This is a genomic window from Pseudomonas sp. NPDC090208 (genome assembly GCF_044746785.1).
Lineage (GTDB): Bacteria > Pseudomonadota > Gammaproteobacteria > Pseudomonadales > Pseudomonadaceae > Aquipseudomonas.
This window is the reverse complement of sequence record NZ_JBIVCU010000001.1, coordinates 79,167-96,306: the sequence shown is the minus strand read 5'-3', so window position 1 is coordinate 96,306 and position 17,140 is coordinate 79,167. Positions and strand designations below refer to the sequence as shown.

General features: G+C 62.1%; 13 protein-coding genes. 11 read left to right on the top strand and 2 right to left on the bottom strand.

Translation table 11 applies throughout. The features are described from left to right. The 11 genes from rpsF to azu form a co-directional block, all read left to right on the top strand. Positions 1–291, top strand: a 291-nt coding sequence (gene rpsF / locus ACIPL0_RS00430; RefSeq protein ID WP_400731257.1) for a 30S ribosomal protein S6, incomplete at its 5' end; no start/stop codon positions are given. A gap of 28 nt (positions 292–319) precedes the next feature. Next, positions 320–550 carry a 30S ribosomal protein S18 gene (gene rpsR / locus ACIPL0_RS00425; RefSeq protein ID WP_037015707.1) on the top strand — a complete coding sequence of 77 codons (231 nt, stop codon included), beginning with the start codon at positions 320–322 and terminating at the stop codon, positions 548–550. A 42-nt stretch (positions 551–592) separates the two neighbouring features. Continuing rightward, a complete protein-coding gene (locus ACIPL0_RS00420; protein ID WP_400594985.1) occupies positions 593–1,489 on the top strand; it encodes a hypothetical protein in 897 nt (298 codons plus the stop codon). 20 nt (positions 1,490–1,509) lie between these two features. After that, positions 1,510–1,956, top strand: a complete 447-nt coding sequence (gene rplI / locus ACIPL0_RS00415) for a 50S ribosomal protein L9 (protein ID WP_128321538.1) — start codon at positions 1,510–1,512, stop codon at positions 1,954–1,956. A 150-nt stretch (positions 1,957–2,106) separates the two neighbouring features. Then, the gene (dnaB, locus tag ACIPL0_RS00410; protein ID WP_400594988.1) at positions 2,107–3,504 is read left to right on the top strand and encodes a replicative DNA helicase; all 1,398 of its coding nucleotides are present in this window, start codon (positions 2,107–2,109) and stop codon (positions 3,502–3,504) included. A 358-nt stretch (positions 3,505–3,862) separates the two neighbouring features. Continuing rightward, positions 3,863–6,169, top strand: a complete 2,307-nt coding sequence (locus ACIPL0_RS00405) for a YgiQ family radical SAM protein (RefSeq protein WP_400594991.1) — start codon at positions 3,863–3,865, stop codon at positions 6,167–6,169. 337 nt (positions 6,170–6,506) lie between these two features. Continuing rightward, on the top strand, positions 6,507–6,974 hold the full coding sequence (locus ACIPL0_RS00400) for a hypothetical protein (protein ID WP_400594993.1): 468 nt from the start codon (positions 6,507–6,509) through the stop codon (positions 6,972–6,974). 171 nt (positions 6,975–7,145) lie between these two features. After that, complete coding sequence (locus ACIPL0_RS00395) at positions 7,146–10,439, top strand: DUF2126 domain-containing protein (RefSeq protein ID WP_400594996.1); 3,294 nt, start codon at positions 7,146–7,148, stop codon at positions 10,437–10,439. A gap of 130 nt (positions 10,440–10,569) precedes the next feature. Then, on the top strand, positions 10,570–13,074 hold the full coding sequence (locus ACIPL0_RS00390) for a circularly permuted type 2 ATP-grasp protein (RefSeq protein ID WP_400594999.1): 2,505 nt from the start codon (positions 10,570–10,572) through the stop codon (positions 13,072–13,074). Beyond that, complete coding sequence (locus ACIPL0_RS00385; protein WP_400595002.1) at positions 13,074–13,970, top strand: transglutaminase N-terminal domain-containing protein; 897 nt, start codon at positions 13,074–13,076, stop codon at positions 13,968–13,970. Before ACIPL0_RS00390 ends, ACIPL0_RS00385 begins: the two co-directional genes overlap by 1 nt. Positions 13,971–14,418: 448 nt before the next feature. Continuing rightward, positions 14,419–14,865 (top strand): azurin, encoded by a 447-nt coding sequence (gene azu, locus ACIPL0_RS00380; RefSeq protein ID WP_400595005.1) that lies wholly within the window; start codon positions 14,419–14,421, stop codon positions 14,863–14,865. Between the two features lie 185 nt (positions 14,866–15,050). On the opposite strand, the gene ACIPL0_RS00375 is transcribed toward azu, so the two are convergent. Further along, a complete protein-coding gene (locus tag ACIPL0_RS00375; RefSeq protein WP_400595008.1) occupies positions 15,051–16,067 on the bottom strand; it encodes a DUF1338 domain-containing protein in 1,017 nt (338 codons plus the stop codon). Positions 16,068–16,308: 241 nt separating this feature from the next. After that, entirely contained in the window at positions 16,309–17,136 is an 828-nt protein-coding gene (gene nadE, locus ACIPL0_RS00370; protein ID WP_400595011.1) for an ammonia-dependent NAD(+) synthetase, read from the bottom strand. Positions 17,137–17,140: the final 4 nt, after the last annotated feature.

Below are 17,140 nucleotides of genomic sequence, written 5' to 3'. Positions count from 1 at the left end.
CAACTGGCCTACGCAATCAACAATGTTCACAAGGCTCACTACGTGATGCTGAACGTTGAGTGCACTGGCAAGGCCCTGGCCGAGCTGGAAGACAACTTCCGCTACAACGACGCCGTTATCCGTAACCTGGTCATCCGTCGTGACGAAGCCATCACTGGCCAGTCCGAGATGCTCAAGGCTGAAGAAAACCGCAGTGAGCGCCGTGAGCGTCGCGACCGCACCGAACACGCTGACAGCGCCGATGGCGACGACAGCGACAACGGTGACAACAGCGATAACGCTGACGAGTAATCCACGGACCTTTTGAGGAGCCTATTACATGGCACGTTTCTTCCGTCGTCGTAAATTCTGCCGTTTCACCGCAGAAAACGTTAAAGAGATCGACTACAAAGATCTCAACACCCTGAAAGCCTACGTATCCGAAACCGGCAAGATCGTTCCTAGCCGCATTACCGGTACCAAAGCTCGTTATCAGCGTCAGCTGGCCACCGCTATCAAGCGCGCCCGCTTCCTGGCCCTGCTGGCCTACACCGACAGCCACGGCCGCTGAGACCAGGTTTCGTCGACAAAAAAGCAGTAAGGGATAGATCGCATGCGCGCCTTGGCTGACTACATCATGCGCGGCCGCATGCAAGCCACTCTCGTAGTGGCTGGATGTGCGGCATTGCCGCTGTTGTTCTGGTTGAGTGCTGCCGCAGGTTGCCTTGTGCTCCTGCGACGCGGATTGAGCGACGCCGTTGGCGTCCTCGCCTGGGCTCTGCTGCCGGCCGTGGTCTGGTGGTATTTCGGTGAACCCCGCACCCTGATGGTGTTGCTCGGTTCCTGGGGGTTGGCAGCGCTGTTGCGCGCCAGCGAGTCGTGGGGGCGCGTGCTGCTGGTCAGCGTAGCGTTGGGATTGTTGTATGCAGTGGTTCTGGGGGCGGTATTCCGCGAGCCCATCGAAGCCATGGCGGGGGAGTTGCAGAAACTCTTGCCGCACGTCTTCGGGGATGTCTACCAGCAGATGTCGGTAGACGAGCGAGCGCGTCTGGAAGCACTGATTGCACCGGTCCTCAACGGCCTGATCGCAGCGGTGTTGCAGATCGTCAGCGTGGTATGCCTGATCCTTGGGCGTTACTGGCAGGCGTTGTTGTATAACCCGGGCGGTTTCGGACGCGAATTTCGCAGTCTGCGGCTCCCGCGGGCACCGATGCTGGTGCTGCTGGTGTGCATGTTGGTGGGGCCGAACTTCGGTCCGCAACTGGCGATGCTGACACCGTTGTGCAGCGTGCCGCTGGTGTTCGCCGGGCTAGCCCTGGTTCACGGTCTGGTTGCCGCAAGGCACCTGACACGGTTCTGGCTGGTGGGGTTGTACGTCACGCTGTTGCTGTTCATGCAGCTGATTTATCCGGTGCTGGTGGTGTTTGCCATTGTCGACAGCCTGATTGATTTTCGCGGCCGCTTGGCGTCGAAAGATGCCGATAACGGTTCTGCGAACGGTGAAGGTTAAAGTTAAGAGGTTATTACCAAATGGAACTGATCCTGCTGGAAAAAATCGCCAACCTGGGCAACCTGGGCGACAAAGTAAACGTTAAGGCTGGTTACGGCCGTAACTACCTGCTGCCTTTCGGCAAAGCCACCGCTGCGACCGCTGCCAACCTGGCCGCTTTCGAAGAGCGTCGTGCCGAGCTGGAAAAACTGGCTGCAGAGAAGAAGGCTTCTGCCGAAACTCGCGCTGCCCAACTGGCTGAGCTGGAAGTGACCATCACTGCCACCGCTGGTGACGAAGGCAAGCTGTTCGGTTCGATCGGTACTCACGACATCGCTGACGCACTGACCGCCTCTGGCGTTGAAGTGGCCAAAGCTGAAGTTCGTCTGCCGAACGGCACCATCCGTAACGTCGGCGAGTACGACGTTGCCGTGCACCTGCACAGCGACGTTGAAGCTACCGTCCGCGTTGTCGTGGTGGCTGCGTAAGCTGCTTGATTTCGGTACTTCGGTGCTGAAATCCGACCGGTTGACGACTTGTCGCCAACCGGTCAGCAAAGGGCACGGTCCTGTTTATCAGGTCGTGCCCTTTGTCATTTCTGAGTATTCTGATTGCAAACCCCCTGACACTCTGTGGCCATGAACGATATTTCCGCTCCCGAGCAATACGATCTGCAAACCGCTGCGCTGAAGGTGCCGCCGCATTCCATCGAGGCCGAACAGGCTGTACTCGGTGGTCTGATGCTGGACAACAACGCCTGGGAGCGCGTGCTGGATCAGGTCTCGGACGGCGATTTCTATCGACATGATCACCGCCTGATCTTCCGTGCCATCGCAAAACTGGCCGATCAGAACCTGCCCATCGACGTCGTCACCCTGTCCGAACAGTTGGACAAGGAAGGTCAGACCTCTCAGGTGGGAGGCCTCGGTTATCTGTCGGAACTGGCGAAAAACACGCCGTCGGTCGCCAACATCAAGGCCTATGCACAGATCGTTCGCCAGCGGGCCACGCTGCGCCAATTGATCGGCATCAGTAACGAGATCGCCGACAGCGCGTTCAACCCGGAAGGGCGTACCGCCGAAGAGATCCTCGACGAGGCAGAACGGCAGATCTTCCAGATCGCCGAAGCGCGGCCCAAGACCGGTGGTCCGGTGGGCGTCAACGAGCTGATGACCAAAGCCATCGACCGCATCGACACCCTGTTCAACATGGGTGAAGGCATCACCGGCCTGTCCACCGGCTACACCGACCTGGACGAGAAAACCAGCGGCCTGCAGCCCTCCGACCTGATCATCGTCGCCGGCCGTCCGTCGATGGGTAAGACCACGTTCGCGATGAACCTGGTGGAAAACGCCGTGCTGCGCAGCGACAAGGCCGTGCTGGTCTACTCGCTGGAGATGCCAGGCGAATCGCTGATCATGCGTATGCTGTCCTCGCTCGGGCGCATCGATCAGACCAAGGTGCGTTCCGGTCAGTTGGACGATGATGACTGGCCGCGCCTGACTTCGGCGGTCAATCTGCTCAACGACCGCAAGCTGTTCATCGATGACACGGCCGGTATCAGCCCTTCGGAAATGCGCGCGCGCACCCGTCGTCTGGTACGCGAACACGGTGACGTCGGCCTGATCATGATCGACTACCTGCAGCTGATGCAGATTCCCGGCTCCAGCGGCGACAACCGGACCAACGAGATTTCCGAGATCTCCCGTTCCCTCAAGGCGCTGGCGAAGGAATTCAACTGCCCGGTGGTGGCACTCTCCCAGCTCAACCGCTCGCTGGAACAGCGCCCCAACAAGCGCCCGGTGAACTCTGACTTGCGTGAATCCGGAGCGATCGAGCAGGACGCCGACGTGATCATGTTCGTGTACCGGGACGAGGTGTACCACCCGGAAACCGAGCACAAGGGCATCGCCGAAATCATCATCGGTAAACAGCGTAACGGCCCGATCGGTTTCGTGCGGCTGGCCTTCATTGGCAAGTACACCCGCTTCGAGAATTTGGCGCCGGGTAGTTATAACTTTGATGATGATGAGTGATGTTGGCTTGATATCGCGACTTTGATGCCCTTCGGGCCTATCGCGAGCAAGCTCACTCCTACTTTTTTTAAACGTGCCGCAGTCTGATGGTCCTCCGTTGTTCGCTTTGCGTGGCTAGCCTGATCTTGAGGCTGGCCCAAAGGCTGACAACGCGGTCTGTCAGACTGCGGCACGTTGCAAAAAATGTAGGAGTGAGCTTGCTCGCGATGCGCCCGAAGGGCATCAATGTAACAATCCCAAGCCAAACACCCTCAAATCACCCCAACCACAAATCCGACCCACACCGTCGGATTTGATCAAAATTTGTGCTATATTCCGCGCCCGCGATTTTTCAGCGTGCCAACGCGCAGGTCCTGACATGCAAGCAGCCAAGCCATTATTTGATTATCCGAAGTACTGGGCCGAATGTTTCGGGCCGGCGCCCTTCCTGCCGATGAGCCGGGAAGAGATGGATCAGCTTGGCTGGGATTCCTGCGACATCATCATCGTCACCGGTGATGCCTACGTCGATCACCCGTCGTTCGGCATGGCGATCATTGGCCGGCTGCTGGAGTCGCAAGGCTTCCGCGTCGGGATCATCGCCCAGCCCGACTGGCGCAACAAAGACGACTTCATGAAGCTCGGCGAGCCGAACCTGTTCTTCGGTGTCGCGGCCGGCAACATGGACTCGATGATCAACCGTTACACCGCCGACAAGAAGATCCGTTCCGACGACGCCTACACGCCGGGCGGCCTCGCTGGCAAGCGCCCGGACCGCGCGAGCCTGGTCTACAGCCAGCGCTGCAAGGAAGCCTACAAGCATGTGCCGATCATCCTCGGCGGCATCGAGGCTTCGCTGCGTCGCATCGCTCACTACGACTACTGGCAGGACAAGGTGCGCAACTCGATCCTGATCGACGCCAGCGCCGACATTCTGCTGTACGGCAACGCCGAGCGCGCCATCGTCGAGGTGGCCAACCGTCTGTCCTACGGCGAGAAGATCGAAACAATCACCGATGTTCGCGGCACCGCGTTCATTCGTCGTGACACGCCGGAAGGCTGGTACGAAGTCGATTCCACGCGCATCGACCGTCCGGGCAAGGTCGACAAGATCATCAACCCGTACGTCAACACCCAGGACACCCAGGCCTGCGCCATCGAGCAGGAAAAGGGCGAGGTCGAAGACCCTAACGAAGCCAAGGTCGTGCAGATCCTGGCGAGCCCGCGCATGACCCGCGACAAGACGGTCATTCGTCTGCCGTCCATGGAGAAAGTGCGCAACGACCCGGTTCTCTACGCCCACGCCAACCGCGTGCTGCACCTGGAAACCAACCCGGGTAACGCCCGTGCGCTGGTGCAGAAGCACGGCGAAGTCGATGTCTGGTTCAACCCGCCACCGATCCCGATGACTACCGAAGAAATGGACTACGTGTTCGGCATGCCCTACGCGCGCATTCCGCACCCGGCGTATGGCAAGGAGAAGATTCCTGCCTACGACATGATCCGTTTCTCGGTGAACATCATGCGTGGCTGCTTTGGTGGCTGCACCTTCTGTTCGATCACCGAGCACGAAGGCCGCATCATCCAGAACCGCTCCCACGACTCGATCATTCGTGAAATCGAAGAGATCCGCGACAAGGTTCCAGGCTTTACCGGCGTAATTTCCGACCTCGGCGGGCCGACCGCGAACATGTACCGCATCGCCTGCAAGAGCCCGGAAATCGAATCCGCGTGCCGCAAGCCGTCCTGCGTGTTCCCCGGCATCTGCCCGAACCTGAACACCGACCACTCGTCGCTGATTCAGCTTTACCGCAGCGCCCGTGAACTGCCGGGTGTGAAGAAGATCCTGATCGCCTCCGGCCTGCGCTACGACCTCGCGGTCGAGTCGCCGGAGTACGTCAAGGAACTGGTGACTCACCACGTCGGCGGCTACCTGAAGATCGCCCCGGAGCACACCGAGGAAGGCCCGCTCAACCAGATGATGAAGCCGGGCATCGGCAGCTATGACCGCTTCAAGCGCATGTTCGAGAAGTACTCGAAGGAAGCGGGCAAGGAGCAGTACCTGATTCCTTACTTCATCGCCGCCCACCCGGGCACCACCGATGAAGACATGATGAACCTGGCGCTGTGGCTCAAGGGAAACGGTTTCCGTGCCGACCAGGTGCAGGCGTTCTACCCGTCGCCGATGGCCAGCGCGACCGCCATGTACCACTCCGGCAAGAACCCGCTGCGCAAGGTCACCTACAAGAGTGACTCGGTCACTATCGTCAAGAGCGAAGAGCAACGCCGTCTGCACAAGGCGTTCCTGCGCTACCACGATCCGAAGGGCTGGCCGATGCTGCGCGAGGCGCTGGAGCGCATGGGCCGTGCCGATCTGATCGGTCCGGGCAAGCATCAGTTGATCCCGCTGCACCAGCCGGACAGCGACAGCTACCAGAGTGCGCGGCGCAAGAACTCGACGCCGGCCGGCAGCCACAAAGTCGCCAAGACCACCAAGCTGCTGACCCAGCACACCGGTCTGCCGCCGCGTGCGAGCGATGGCAGCAAGCCGTGGGACAAGCGCGAAGAAGCCAAGGCCGCCGCAGCCGCCCGCAACAAACAGGCCGCCAAGGAACGCGCCGAGGCCGCCAAGGGCAAGGGCGGCAAGAGCAAGAAGCCGTCGCGCCAGCCGGTCTTCCCGCGCTAACCGCGTCCTGATGCACAAAACGCCAGCTTTCGAGCTGGCGTTTTGCATTCTGGCTTGCCCACTGGTTGACGCCGGGCCTGATGTGGGAGCGAATTCATTCGCGAGATGTTGGTACAGGCCACACGGGACTGTTGGCTGAAAAATCTATCGCGAATGAATTCGCTCCCACAGGGAGGCCTGTTGTACAGGGGATTGGGCAGACAGCCTCACCAGCGCTGAGTCATCCCCTGCTCACTGCAAAAAAAGAAGAATCCTACGACGCAGGATTTCCATTCCTACTCTGGCGACGCTGCTGTCTTTCTATCCTCCAGGGCTTTCCGCTGAGAGGAGCCCCACCATGAGTTCAATGTTGCCGCGCAGCCCCGCTGCCGACAGCGCCCTGTCATTGACGCTTGGCCGTCGCTATTGGCCGGTGGTGGCCGCCGTGGTCGTGCTGGCGATCAACTCTGTCGGCATGGCTGCCTTGCTCGGCGTCACCACGTTCTTTCAGGATCACTCGCTGTCGGTCAGCCTGCGTGTGGTGATTGTGACGGTTGCGGTATTTCTCGCGCTGCTGGTCCTGTGTCATCTGATGCTGTTGAAGGGGCGAGCCGCGTGGGTCTGGGGCATCGCTCTGCAATTGCTGGCCTGCCTGTGCTTCACCTTGCCTGCCATCGAGCATCGCCCGGTGAGGCCGGTTTACGCGGTCGGGGTGTTCAGTCCGTTGATCGGGCTGTGCCTGCTCAACAGCAGCCGTCACCGGCAATGGCGCCGACGGATGGTGGAGCTTCGCCAGCAAGGCGTGACGCTGACGAAGGGGAAATAACCCCGATCGCCTCATTTCCGTGCGACCCTCGCACTGTCCGCCGATGCTGGCGCGATTTTGGTGCTGTGCTTAGCTGAGCGGGCAGCACCCGCACCGAACCCGCAGGTTGTGCCCCGGATGGCATAAGTCTTGCGCGGTTTGGCAACCTTCCAGGCTCGCAGGAGGCACGCCGTGTCGATTCACATCGCCTTGCACCATGTCACGCATTACCGCTACGAACGAGCGGTTGAACTCGGCCCGCAGATCGTCCGGCTGCGTCCGGCGGCTCACAGCCGTACGCGTGTACTGTCCTATTCGCTGAAAGTCCTGCCGGAAGGTCACTTCATCAACTGGCAGCAGGACCCGCAGGGCAATTACCTGGCGCGTCTGGTGTTTCCGGAAAAGACCGATGAGCTGCGCATCGAGGTGGATCTGGTCGCCGAAATGGCGGTGTTCAACCCGTTCGACTTTTTCCTTGAGCCGTACGCCGAGAAGATCCCGTTCAACTACGCCAAGGAAGAGCATCACGAACTGCTGCCGTACCTGGAAAAACTGCCGCTGACGCCGAAGTTTCAGGCGTACCTGGACAGCATCGAGCGCACGCCGGTGCCGGCCATCGACTTTCTGGTCAACCTCAACCAGCGTCTGGCCCACGACATCAATTACCTGATCCGCATGGAACCGGGCATCCAGACCCCGGAATTCACCCTGGAAAACGCCTCCGGTTCGTGCCGCGACTCGGCCTGGCTGCTGGTGCAACTGTTGCGGCATCTGGGGCTGGCGGCGCGGTTCGTCTCTGGTTACCTGATCCAGCTCAAGGCCGATGTCGCCGCGCTCGACGGTCCGTCAGGCACTGATGTCGATTTCACCGATCTGCACGCCTGGTGCGAGGTGTATCTGCCTGGCGCCGGCTGGGTCGGCCTGGATGCGACGTCCGGGCTGTTCGCCGGGGAAGGGCACATTCCGCTGGCGTGCAGCCCCGATCCGTCCTCGGCGGCGCCGATCAGCGGGTTGGTCGAACCGTGCAAGACCGAATTCAGCCACGACATGTCGGTGGAGCGCATCTGGGAAGCGCCGCGGGTCACCAAGCCGTACAGCGAAGAGCAGTGGCAGGAGATTCAAGCGCTGGGTCGGCAGATCGATGCCGACCTGCTGCGCGACGACGTGCGCCTGACCATGGGCGGCGAGCCGACCTTCGTCTCCATCGATGACCGCGACGGCGCCGAGTGGAACACCGCCGCGCTGGGTCCGAAAAAGCGCGTGCTGTCCGCCGAGCTGTTCCAGCGCATGCGTGAGCACTACGCGCCGCAGGGGCTGGTGCATTTCGGTCAGGGCAAGTGGTATCCGGGCGAGCAACTGCCGCGCTGGTCGCTGAACTGCTTCTGGCGGCGCGACGGTGAGCCGGTGTGGCGCAACAAGGCGCTGATCGCCGATGAGAACGAAGATTACGGCACCGACAGCGCGACCGCAGGGCGCTTCCTTGCCAGCGTCGCCGAGCGTTTGAAACTGCCGGCGCGGCATGTTTTTGCTGCCTACGAAGACAATTTCTATTACCTGTGGCGCGAGGGCGCGTTGCCCAGCAACGTCAACGCCGAAGATCCGCGCCTGAGCGATGAAATGGAGCGGGCGCGGCTGAGCAAGGTGTTCTCGCAAGGCCTGGATAAGGTCGTCGGCCATGTGCTGCCGCTGGCGCGCACTGCCGCCGATGACCGCTGGCAGAGCGGGCGCTGGTATCTGCGTGGCGAACACTGCCGACTGGTACCGGGCGATTCGCCGCTGGGCTATCGCCTGCCGCTGGCGTCTCAGCCTTGGGTCAAGGCCGCCGAATACCCCTACATCCACCCGGCTGACCCCAATCAGGACTTTGCCGAACTGCCTGATCGTGACGAAGTTCAGGCCCGGCTCGACGCCTTGAGCAAGCAGGACGACATCAATGCCGAGCGCGTCCCGCAAATCGACGAGTCTGCCGACTGGCTGACCCGCACGGCGCTGAGCGCCGAGGTGCGTGGCGGGCGTCTGTACCTGTTCATGCCGCCGCTGCCGTCCCTTGAGGCGTACCTTGAACTGGTGGCGGCCATCGAGGCCACCGCCGAAGAACTGCGTTGTCCGGTGTTGCTGGAAGGCTACGAGCCGCCTTTCGACCCGCGTCTGGCCAACTTCCGCATCACCCCGGACCCGGGCGTGATCGAGGTCAATGTGCAGCCGTCCGCCACCTGGGACGAATTGGTCGAGCGCACCGAATTCCTCTACGAACAGGCCCGCCTGACCCGACTGACCACCGAGAAATTCATGATCGATGGTCGCCACACCGGCACCGGTGGCGGTAACCATTTCGTGCTGGGCGGCGCCACGCCGGGAGATTCGCCGTTCCTGCGCAGGCCAGACCTGCTGCGCAGCCTGCTCAGCTACTGGCATAACCACCCGTCGCTGTCGTATCTGTTTTCCGGGCTGTTCATCGGCCCGACCTCCCAGGCGCCCCGAGTCGACGAAGCACGCAACGACTCGCTTTACGAGCTGGAGATCGCCTTCTCGCAAATGCCTGCGCCGGGCGAAGAATGCCCGCCGTGGCTGGTCGACCGGCTGCTGCGCAACCTGCTGATCGACGTCACCGGCAACACCCACCGCGCCGAGTTTTGCATCGACAAACTGTATTCGCCCGATGGTGCAACGGGGCGTTTGGGCCTGCTGGAGTTGCGCGCCTTCGAAATGCCGCCCCATGCGCGCATGAGCCTGGCGCAGCAATTGTTGCTGCGGGCGCTGGTCGCGCGTTTCTGGCGCGAACCCTATGCGCCGCCACGGCTGGCGCGCTGGGGCAACGAACTGCATGACCGCTTCATGCTGCCGCACTTCATCGAGCAGGATTTCGCCGACGTCATCGTCGAGCTGAACGCCGCCGGTTATCCACTGCGCGCCGAATGGTTCGCCGCGCACCTGGAATTCCGCTTCCCGAAAGTCGGCGATTACGCGGTCAGTGGCATCGAGCTGGAACTGCGTCAGGCCCTCGAACCCTGGCATGTGCTGGGCGAGCAGGGCAGTGGCGGCGGTGCGGTGCGTTATGTCGATTCGTCGCTGGAGCGTCTGCAACTGAAGGTCAGCGGTCTGCCGCCGGAGCGCTATGTGCTGACCTGCAACGGCGTACCCGTGCCGCTGCAACCGACCGGGCGAATCGGCGAGTTCGTCGCCGGTGTGCGCTATCGGGCCTGGCAGCCGTACAACGCGCTGCAACCGGCCATCCCGGTGCATGCGCCGCTGGTGTTCGACATCGTCGACACCTGGATGCAGCGTTCGCTGGGCGGCTGTGAGTATCATGTCGCCCACCCCGGCGGGCGCAATTACGAAACCCTGCCGGTCAACGCCAACGAAGCGGAAAGCCGGCGTCTAGCGCGGTTTTTCCGCATCGGCCACCGTCCCGGAAAACTGACGCTGCCCGCGTTGACCCGTAATGATGAAATGCCCATGACGCTGGATCTGCGTCTGCACCGATAACGGCCCGGACAACCTGCCTGCGCCGTTCAGCGGGCAGGCCGGAACAACAAAAGGGGCAGCAGGGAAGCGCGCCTCGCGTGTCACATTGTCTGCGCTAATCTGACTGCTTTAGTACTCTGCCGAGCCCCCCATGCCCGACCTGCTTGACCGATACCCGCTCTCTGCGGGCTCCTATCACGAGATGCTCGACGCCAGCGGCGCGGTCCGCCCGCACTGGTTGCGCCTGTACGAGCACCTGCAGCGCAGCACCCCGGCGCAACTGCTGCAACGTCAGGCGCTGCTGGCCCGGCAGATTCAGGAAAACGGCGTCACCTATAACGTCTATGCCGATCCCAAGGGCGCGGACCGTCCGTGGGAGCTGGACCTGCTGCCGCACCTGATTCCGGTCGAGGAATGGCAGCAACTGGCCGCCGGCATTGCCCAGCGTGCGCGCCTGCTCAATGCCGTGCTGGCGGACCTGTACGGGCCGCAGCGGCTGATCGCTGAGGGGCTGCTGCCGGCTGAACTGGTCTTTGGTCACAACAACTTTCTCTGGCCGTGTCAGGGCGTGACGCCGCCGGAAGGCACCTTTCTGCACGTGTACGCGGTGGATCTGGCGCGCACGCCGGATGGCCGCTGGTGGGTCACCGCCGACCGTACCCAGGCGCCGTCGGGGGCCGGTTATGCCCTGGAGAACCGGCTGATCGTGTCGCGGGCGTTTCCCGAGCTGTACCGCGACCTTGATGTGCAGCACCTGTCCGGCTTTTTCCGCGCCTTGCAGGAAACCCTCGCCCGTCAGGCGCCGAGCCGCCATGAGGCGCCGCTGGTGGTGCTGCTGACGCCGGGTCGTTTCAACGAAAGCTATTTCGAGCACCTGTATCTGGCCGGTCAGCTCGGTTATCCACTGGTCGAGGGCAGTGACCTGACCGTGCGCGACGCCACGGTGTACCTGAAAACCCTCAGTGGCCTGCGTCGTGTCCACGCGATCATGCGCCGGCTCGACGACGATTTCTGCGACCCGCTGGAACTGCGCACCGACTCGGCGCTGGGTGTGCCGGGCCTGCTCGAAGCCGTGCGCCAGGGCCGGGTGCTGGTGGCCAACGCCCTGGGCAGCGGCGTGCTGGAATCGCCGGGCTTGCTGGGTTTTCTGCCGAAGATCAACGAGCACCTGTTTGGCGAGGAACTGATCCTGCCGTCGGTGGCGACCTGGTGGTGCGGCGAGCCGCCGGTACTGGCCCAGGCGCTGGAAAAGATGCCGGAGCTGCTGATCAAACCGGCGTTTCCGTCGCAAAGTTTCAGCCCGGTGTTTGGCCGCGATCTCGATGAAAAACAGCGTCAGGCCCTCGCCGCGAAGATGCAGGCGCGGCCTTACGCTTACGTCGCTCAAGAGCTGGCGCAGCTTTCCCAGGCGCCGGTCTGGCAGGGCGAGGACGAGCAATTGCAGCCCCGCGCCATTGGCATGCGTGTGTATGCAGTGGCCGATGCTGATGGCTATCGCGTGCTGCCGGGCGGCTTGACCCGGGTGGCCGCCGAAGCCGACGCCGACGTGGTGTCGATGCAGCGCGGCGGCGCCAGCAAGGACACCTGGATTCTCGGTGAGCGCACCCTCGGCAGCGAGCCGTGGAAAGGCCGGCGCTCCCTTGGTGTTCACGACCTGATCCGCCGCGACCCGTATCTGCCGTCGCGGGTGGTGGAAAACCTGTTCTGGTTCGGTCGCTACTGTGAACGCTGCGACGACAGTGCGCGGCTGCTGCGGATCATGCTTGGCCGTTACGTCGACGGTGACGACCCGCTGGCCCTGCAAACGGCGGTAGAGCTGGCTCAGCGCCTGCATCTGCTGCCGGCCGAGGACGACCGCGAAGAGGGCGGCGAACTGCCGGATCGGCTGCTCACCGCGATGCTCGGCGAAGACTGGCCGTTCAGCCTGCGCGCCAACCTGCAACGCATGCAGTGGGCGGCGTCGCAGGTGCGCGGCAAGCTGTCCCGGGAAAACTGGCAGGCGCTGGTGGAATTGCAGCGCGAAGCGGCGAGTCTGGACACCGATGAGCCGGATTTCGGCGAATTGCTGGATTTCCTCAACCGGCTGGTGATGTCGCTGGCGGCGCTGTCCGGCTTTGCGCTGGACGACATGACCCGCGACGAAGGCTGGCGCTTCCTGATGATGGGCCGGCGCATCGAGCGTCTGCAGTTCCTCAGTACCAGCCTGGCGGCTTTCCTGCGCAGCGATGCCGTGTTCGATCAGGACGCACTGGAATGGCTGCTGGAACTGGGCAACAGCAGCATCACCTACCGTTCGCGTTATTTAGCCCTGCCGCAGCTGATTCCGGTGCTCGACCTGTTGCTGCTTGACGACCAGAACCCCCACGCGGTGCTGTTCCAGCTCAAGCTGGTGGCGCGTTCGTTGAAACGCCTGAACGAAGATTTCGGCGCACCGCGAGACAACAGTCTGACGGTGTTGATTCAGCGGCTGGCGGTGTTCGACCTGGGCTGTCTGGAAAACGGCCTGTTCGGTGAAAGCAGTGTCAAGGCCGCGCTGCACGGGTTGGCGGACCTGCTGCAAAGCATTGGCGACACCAGCGGCCAGGTCTCCGACCGTCTGGCCTTGCGCCATTTCGCCCATGTCGATGATGTCAGCCAGCGCACGGTGTCCGTCTGATGAACAGCGCCCATTACCAGATCCTTCACGATACCCATTACAAGTACGACAGCCCGGTGTCGCTGGCCCAGCAACTGGCGCACCTGTGGCCACGGCAGAATCCGTGGCAGCGCTGCCTGGAGCAGCATCTGGAAATCAGCCCGGTGCCGACCACGCGCCGCGACGAGCTGGATGTGTTCGGCAACCCGCTGACCCGGCTGGCCTTCGAGCGGCCCCATGACGAGTTGCAAGTCAGCGCGCGCCTGCGCATCGAAGTGCTGGCGCGGCCACCGCTGGACTTCACCCGTTCGGCGCCGTGGGAAGACACCCGCAGCGCGCTGACCTACAGTGCGTCGAAGATGTCGGCGGACCTGCTCGACGCCTGCCGTTATCGCTTCGAGTCACCCTACGTGCATCTCAAGCAATCTTTCGTCGAGTTCTCTGCCAGTTGCTTCCCGACGGATCGACCGTTGCTGCTGTGCGCCCAGGCCTTGATGGAAAAGATCTTCGACGAGTTCACCTTCGACGGCGAAGCGACCCAGGTGGCGACGCCGCTGGTGCAGGTGCTGGAGACCCGTCGCGGTGTCTGCCAGGACTTCGCTCACCTGATGCTGGCCTGTCTGCGTTCACGCGGGCTGGCGGCGCGTTATGTCAGCGGCTATCTGCTGACCCAGCCACCGCCCGGCCAGCCACGTCTGATCGGCGCCGACGCTTCCCACGCCTGGGTGTCGGTGTTCTGCCCGGTGCTGGGCTGGGTCGACTTCGACCCCACCAACAACATCCAGCCGGCGCTGGAGCACATCAGCCTGGCCTGGGGCCGCGACTTCTCCGATGTTTCACCGCTGCGCGGGGTGATCCTCGGCGGCGGCAACCACGATCCGGAAGTGCGGGTGACAGTGATGCCGTTGGGAGAGTGAAGACGACTGCGTCACCTGTAGGAGCGTGGCTTGTCCCGCGACCGGCTGCGAAGCAGTCGTAAAACCAGATTCACTGGCCGTGTCCTATGCACCGCACGGGGCGGATTTACTGTCGGTGCCCGGCAGGTCGCAGGACAAGCCAGCTCCTACAGATTTCCCGCGCTCATTCGTTTCTATAAGCATCAAGTCCGGCATGGCTACCGCTCGCGCCACAGGCGTAGGCGGCGAGCAGGCTGCGAAAAAGGCTATTGAGTTGCATGAAGATCGTCCTAATTGATGAGTGACAACGCCATCATAGGAGGACACTGTACGGTCAGCCGCTTGATTGTCTCGATGGGCCTGATAGAGCCTGCCGTGGCAGATTTCATGAACAGCGGTTGATAAATTGTTTAGATTTCAGGCAATCTTTGTATACAAAAACAAGTCCACCCCATTCAGGAGACTCACCATGATTCGCAAACTCGTCGCTGCATCCCTGCTGACCTTGGCCAGTGGGCACCTGCTGGCGGCAGAATGTTCGGTCACCGTCGACTCCACCGACCAGATGTCCTTCACCAGCAAGGCCATCGAAATCGACAAGAGCTGCAAGGAATTCACCGTCAACCTGACTCACTCCGGCAGCCTGCCGAAGAACGTCATGGGTCACAACATCGTGATCAGCAAGGAAGCCGACATGCAGCCGATCGCCACCGACGGCCTGGGTGCGGGGATCGACAAGAATTATCTGAAGGACGGTGATGCCCGCGTGATCGCGCACACCAAGATCATCGGCGCCGGCGAAACCGACTCGCTGAAAATCGACGTCTCCAAGCTGGACGCCGCCGAGAAGTACGGCTTCTTCTGCTCCTTCCCGGGCCACATCAGCATGATGAAAGGCACTGTTACGCTGAAGTGATGCGCGCTGTTTGATGGACTTGTAGGAGCTGGCTTGTCCTGCGACCGGCGGGGAACCCGTCGTAAACCCTGCACACGCGGTTCGCCTGACACACCGCATTTACCGGATTTACGACTGCTTCGCAGCCGGTCGCGGGACAAGCCACGCTCCTACAGATGTCCCCACGTTCCGCCAATCAGACGCGCTTACGAAGCCGTCATCTTGAAAATGCCCTGGGCATTGCTGCTGTCGAAGTTCAGATCCAGCCTGCCGGTGTCCGGGTCGATCTTGCGCTGGATGAACTCGACGAACGAGCCCGGCACCTTGTGCGCCTTGATCACACCTTCGGCATCCAGCAAATCGCGGCTGACGGTGCAGGCCTTGTAGGCGGTCTGCATGACGCGCCCGGAGGTCGACACCTCGATGCTGTCTTTCATCGGCCGTTCCAGACGAATCTGTTCTTCCACCGTGGCTTCAAGGTCGGCGACCCGGTCGGTCAGGTGGTTGAAGGCATTCCCTTCGGTGGCGATCCACGCCATCTCCGCGCTTTCACTGAGCAACTGACGGTAGTCGGCTTCCTGCACCACACCGTGCTGGCGTCCGAATGCGCGATACAGCCCCGGCAACAGGCGGGTGGCTTCTGCAAGGCTGCAATGGCGGGTGCTGTGCAGGCGCTTGAGGATGCTCAGGTCTTCACTGCCCAGCGGATCGCGGCTGGAACCGACCACGCGGCTTACGGCGCTCTGGAACGCCTGGCTCAGACGGCCCGGATGCAGCTCGGAAACGAAGAACTGGGCGATGTCTTCCGGCAGGTCCATTTGCCGATAACCCCAGCCGGTCATGTTCAGCTTGGTCAACGGGTAAGTGCGCACGTCGGTGAAGCCCAGCGGCTCCAGCAGCCGCGAAAAGGCCAGACGGCCACGGGGCAGTTCGCCGTTGTCGACCCAGTCGACGGTACGGATGGCGCCATGGTCGAACACCACTTTGCGCCCGCTTTCAAATTGCTCGTCGACATAGCGCAGGCCGTCCGGCACCGCTTCCACCAGCTTGTGGAACAGGCACAGGTTCAACGCTTCGGCGAGCCAGACGCGGTGAATGGCATCCTCGCTCCAGGAAAAATCCTGCAGCGCCTGCGGGACTTCCACGCGCTGGCGGAGCCAGTCGGCGGCGGGTTGGCCGACGGTGCCGGCGACGAGGGAGAACAGGCCTTGAAAATCAGTCATGGGGCAGCGCTCTGAGCGAGAAAGTCAGGCCGCTATGTAAGCGTTGACGGGGCAGGGCGGACAAGCGAAAAAAAACGACGGGTTCATTCCGTTTTTGAATGAAGCGGGATTTTGCGTTCGTTCTGACCAACGCCATCCATTGTAGGAGTGAGCTTGCTCGCGATGAGGGCCTTCAGACACTGATGCGCTGACAGGTATGACGCAATCGCGAGCAAGCTCACTCCTACAAGTGGCTGCTGTATCAAGGTGCGTACGGCAAATCGCGCTTGTGCTGGGTCTTGCGATAGGTGTTGACGATGATGTCGAAAGCTTCCTGACGCAGCGGCTGACCATGCAGGAAGGCGTCGATCTCGACGTAGGTCACGCCGTGGGAAGCTTCGTCCGGTTTGCCCGGCACCAGGTCTTCAAGGTCGGCAGTCGGTACTTTCTCGACCAGGAACTCCGGCGCGCCGAAGCGACGGGCAATCGCACGTACCTGGTTTTTCACCAGACCGCTCAACGGTGCGAGGTCGCAGGCACCGTCACCGAACTTGGTGAAGAAACCCATCACCGCTTCCGCCGCGTGGTCGGTGCCGATCACCAGGCCGCCGCGCACGCCGGCGATGGTGTACTGCGCGACCATGCGCGTACGTGCCTTGACGTTGCCTTTGACGAAGTCCACGGCGCTCTCGGACTGGCCCTCGAAAGCCTTGACCTGTTCGACCAGGCCCTTGACCGACGGCGCGATGTCCACGGTGTGGCGTTCGTCCGGGTTGATGAAATCCACGGCGGCGGTGGCTTCGTGCTCATCGTGCTGGATGTGGTACGGCAGGCGCACGGTGATGAACTGGTAGGCGTTGTCGCCGGTGCTTTCGCGCAGTTCGCGCACGGCACGCTGGGCCATGAGGCCGGCGGTCAGCGAATCGACGCCGCCGCTGATGCCCAGCACCAGCACTTTCATCCGGGCGTTCTGCAGGCAGTCCTTGATGAACTGCACCCGGCGCGTGACTTCGGCGTCCAGTTCACCCTGACTGGCGAACGGTGCCTGAACCTTGAGCGCCTGGGCGATCTCGAGCTGTACGGCTTGCATGATT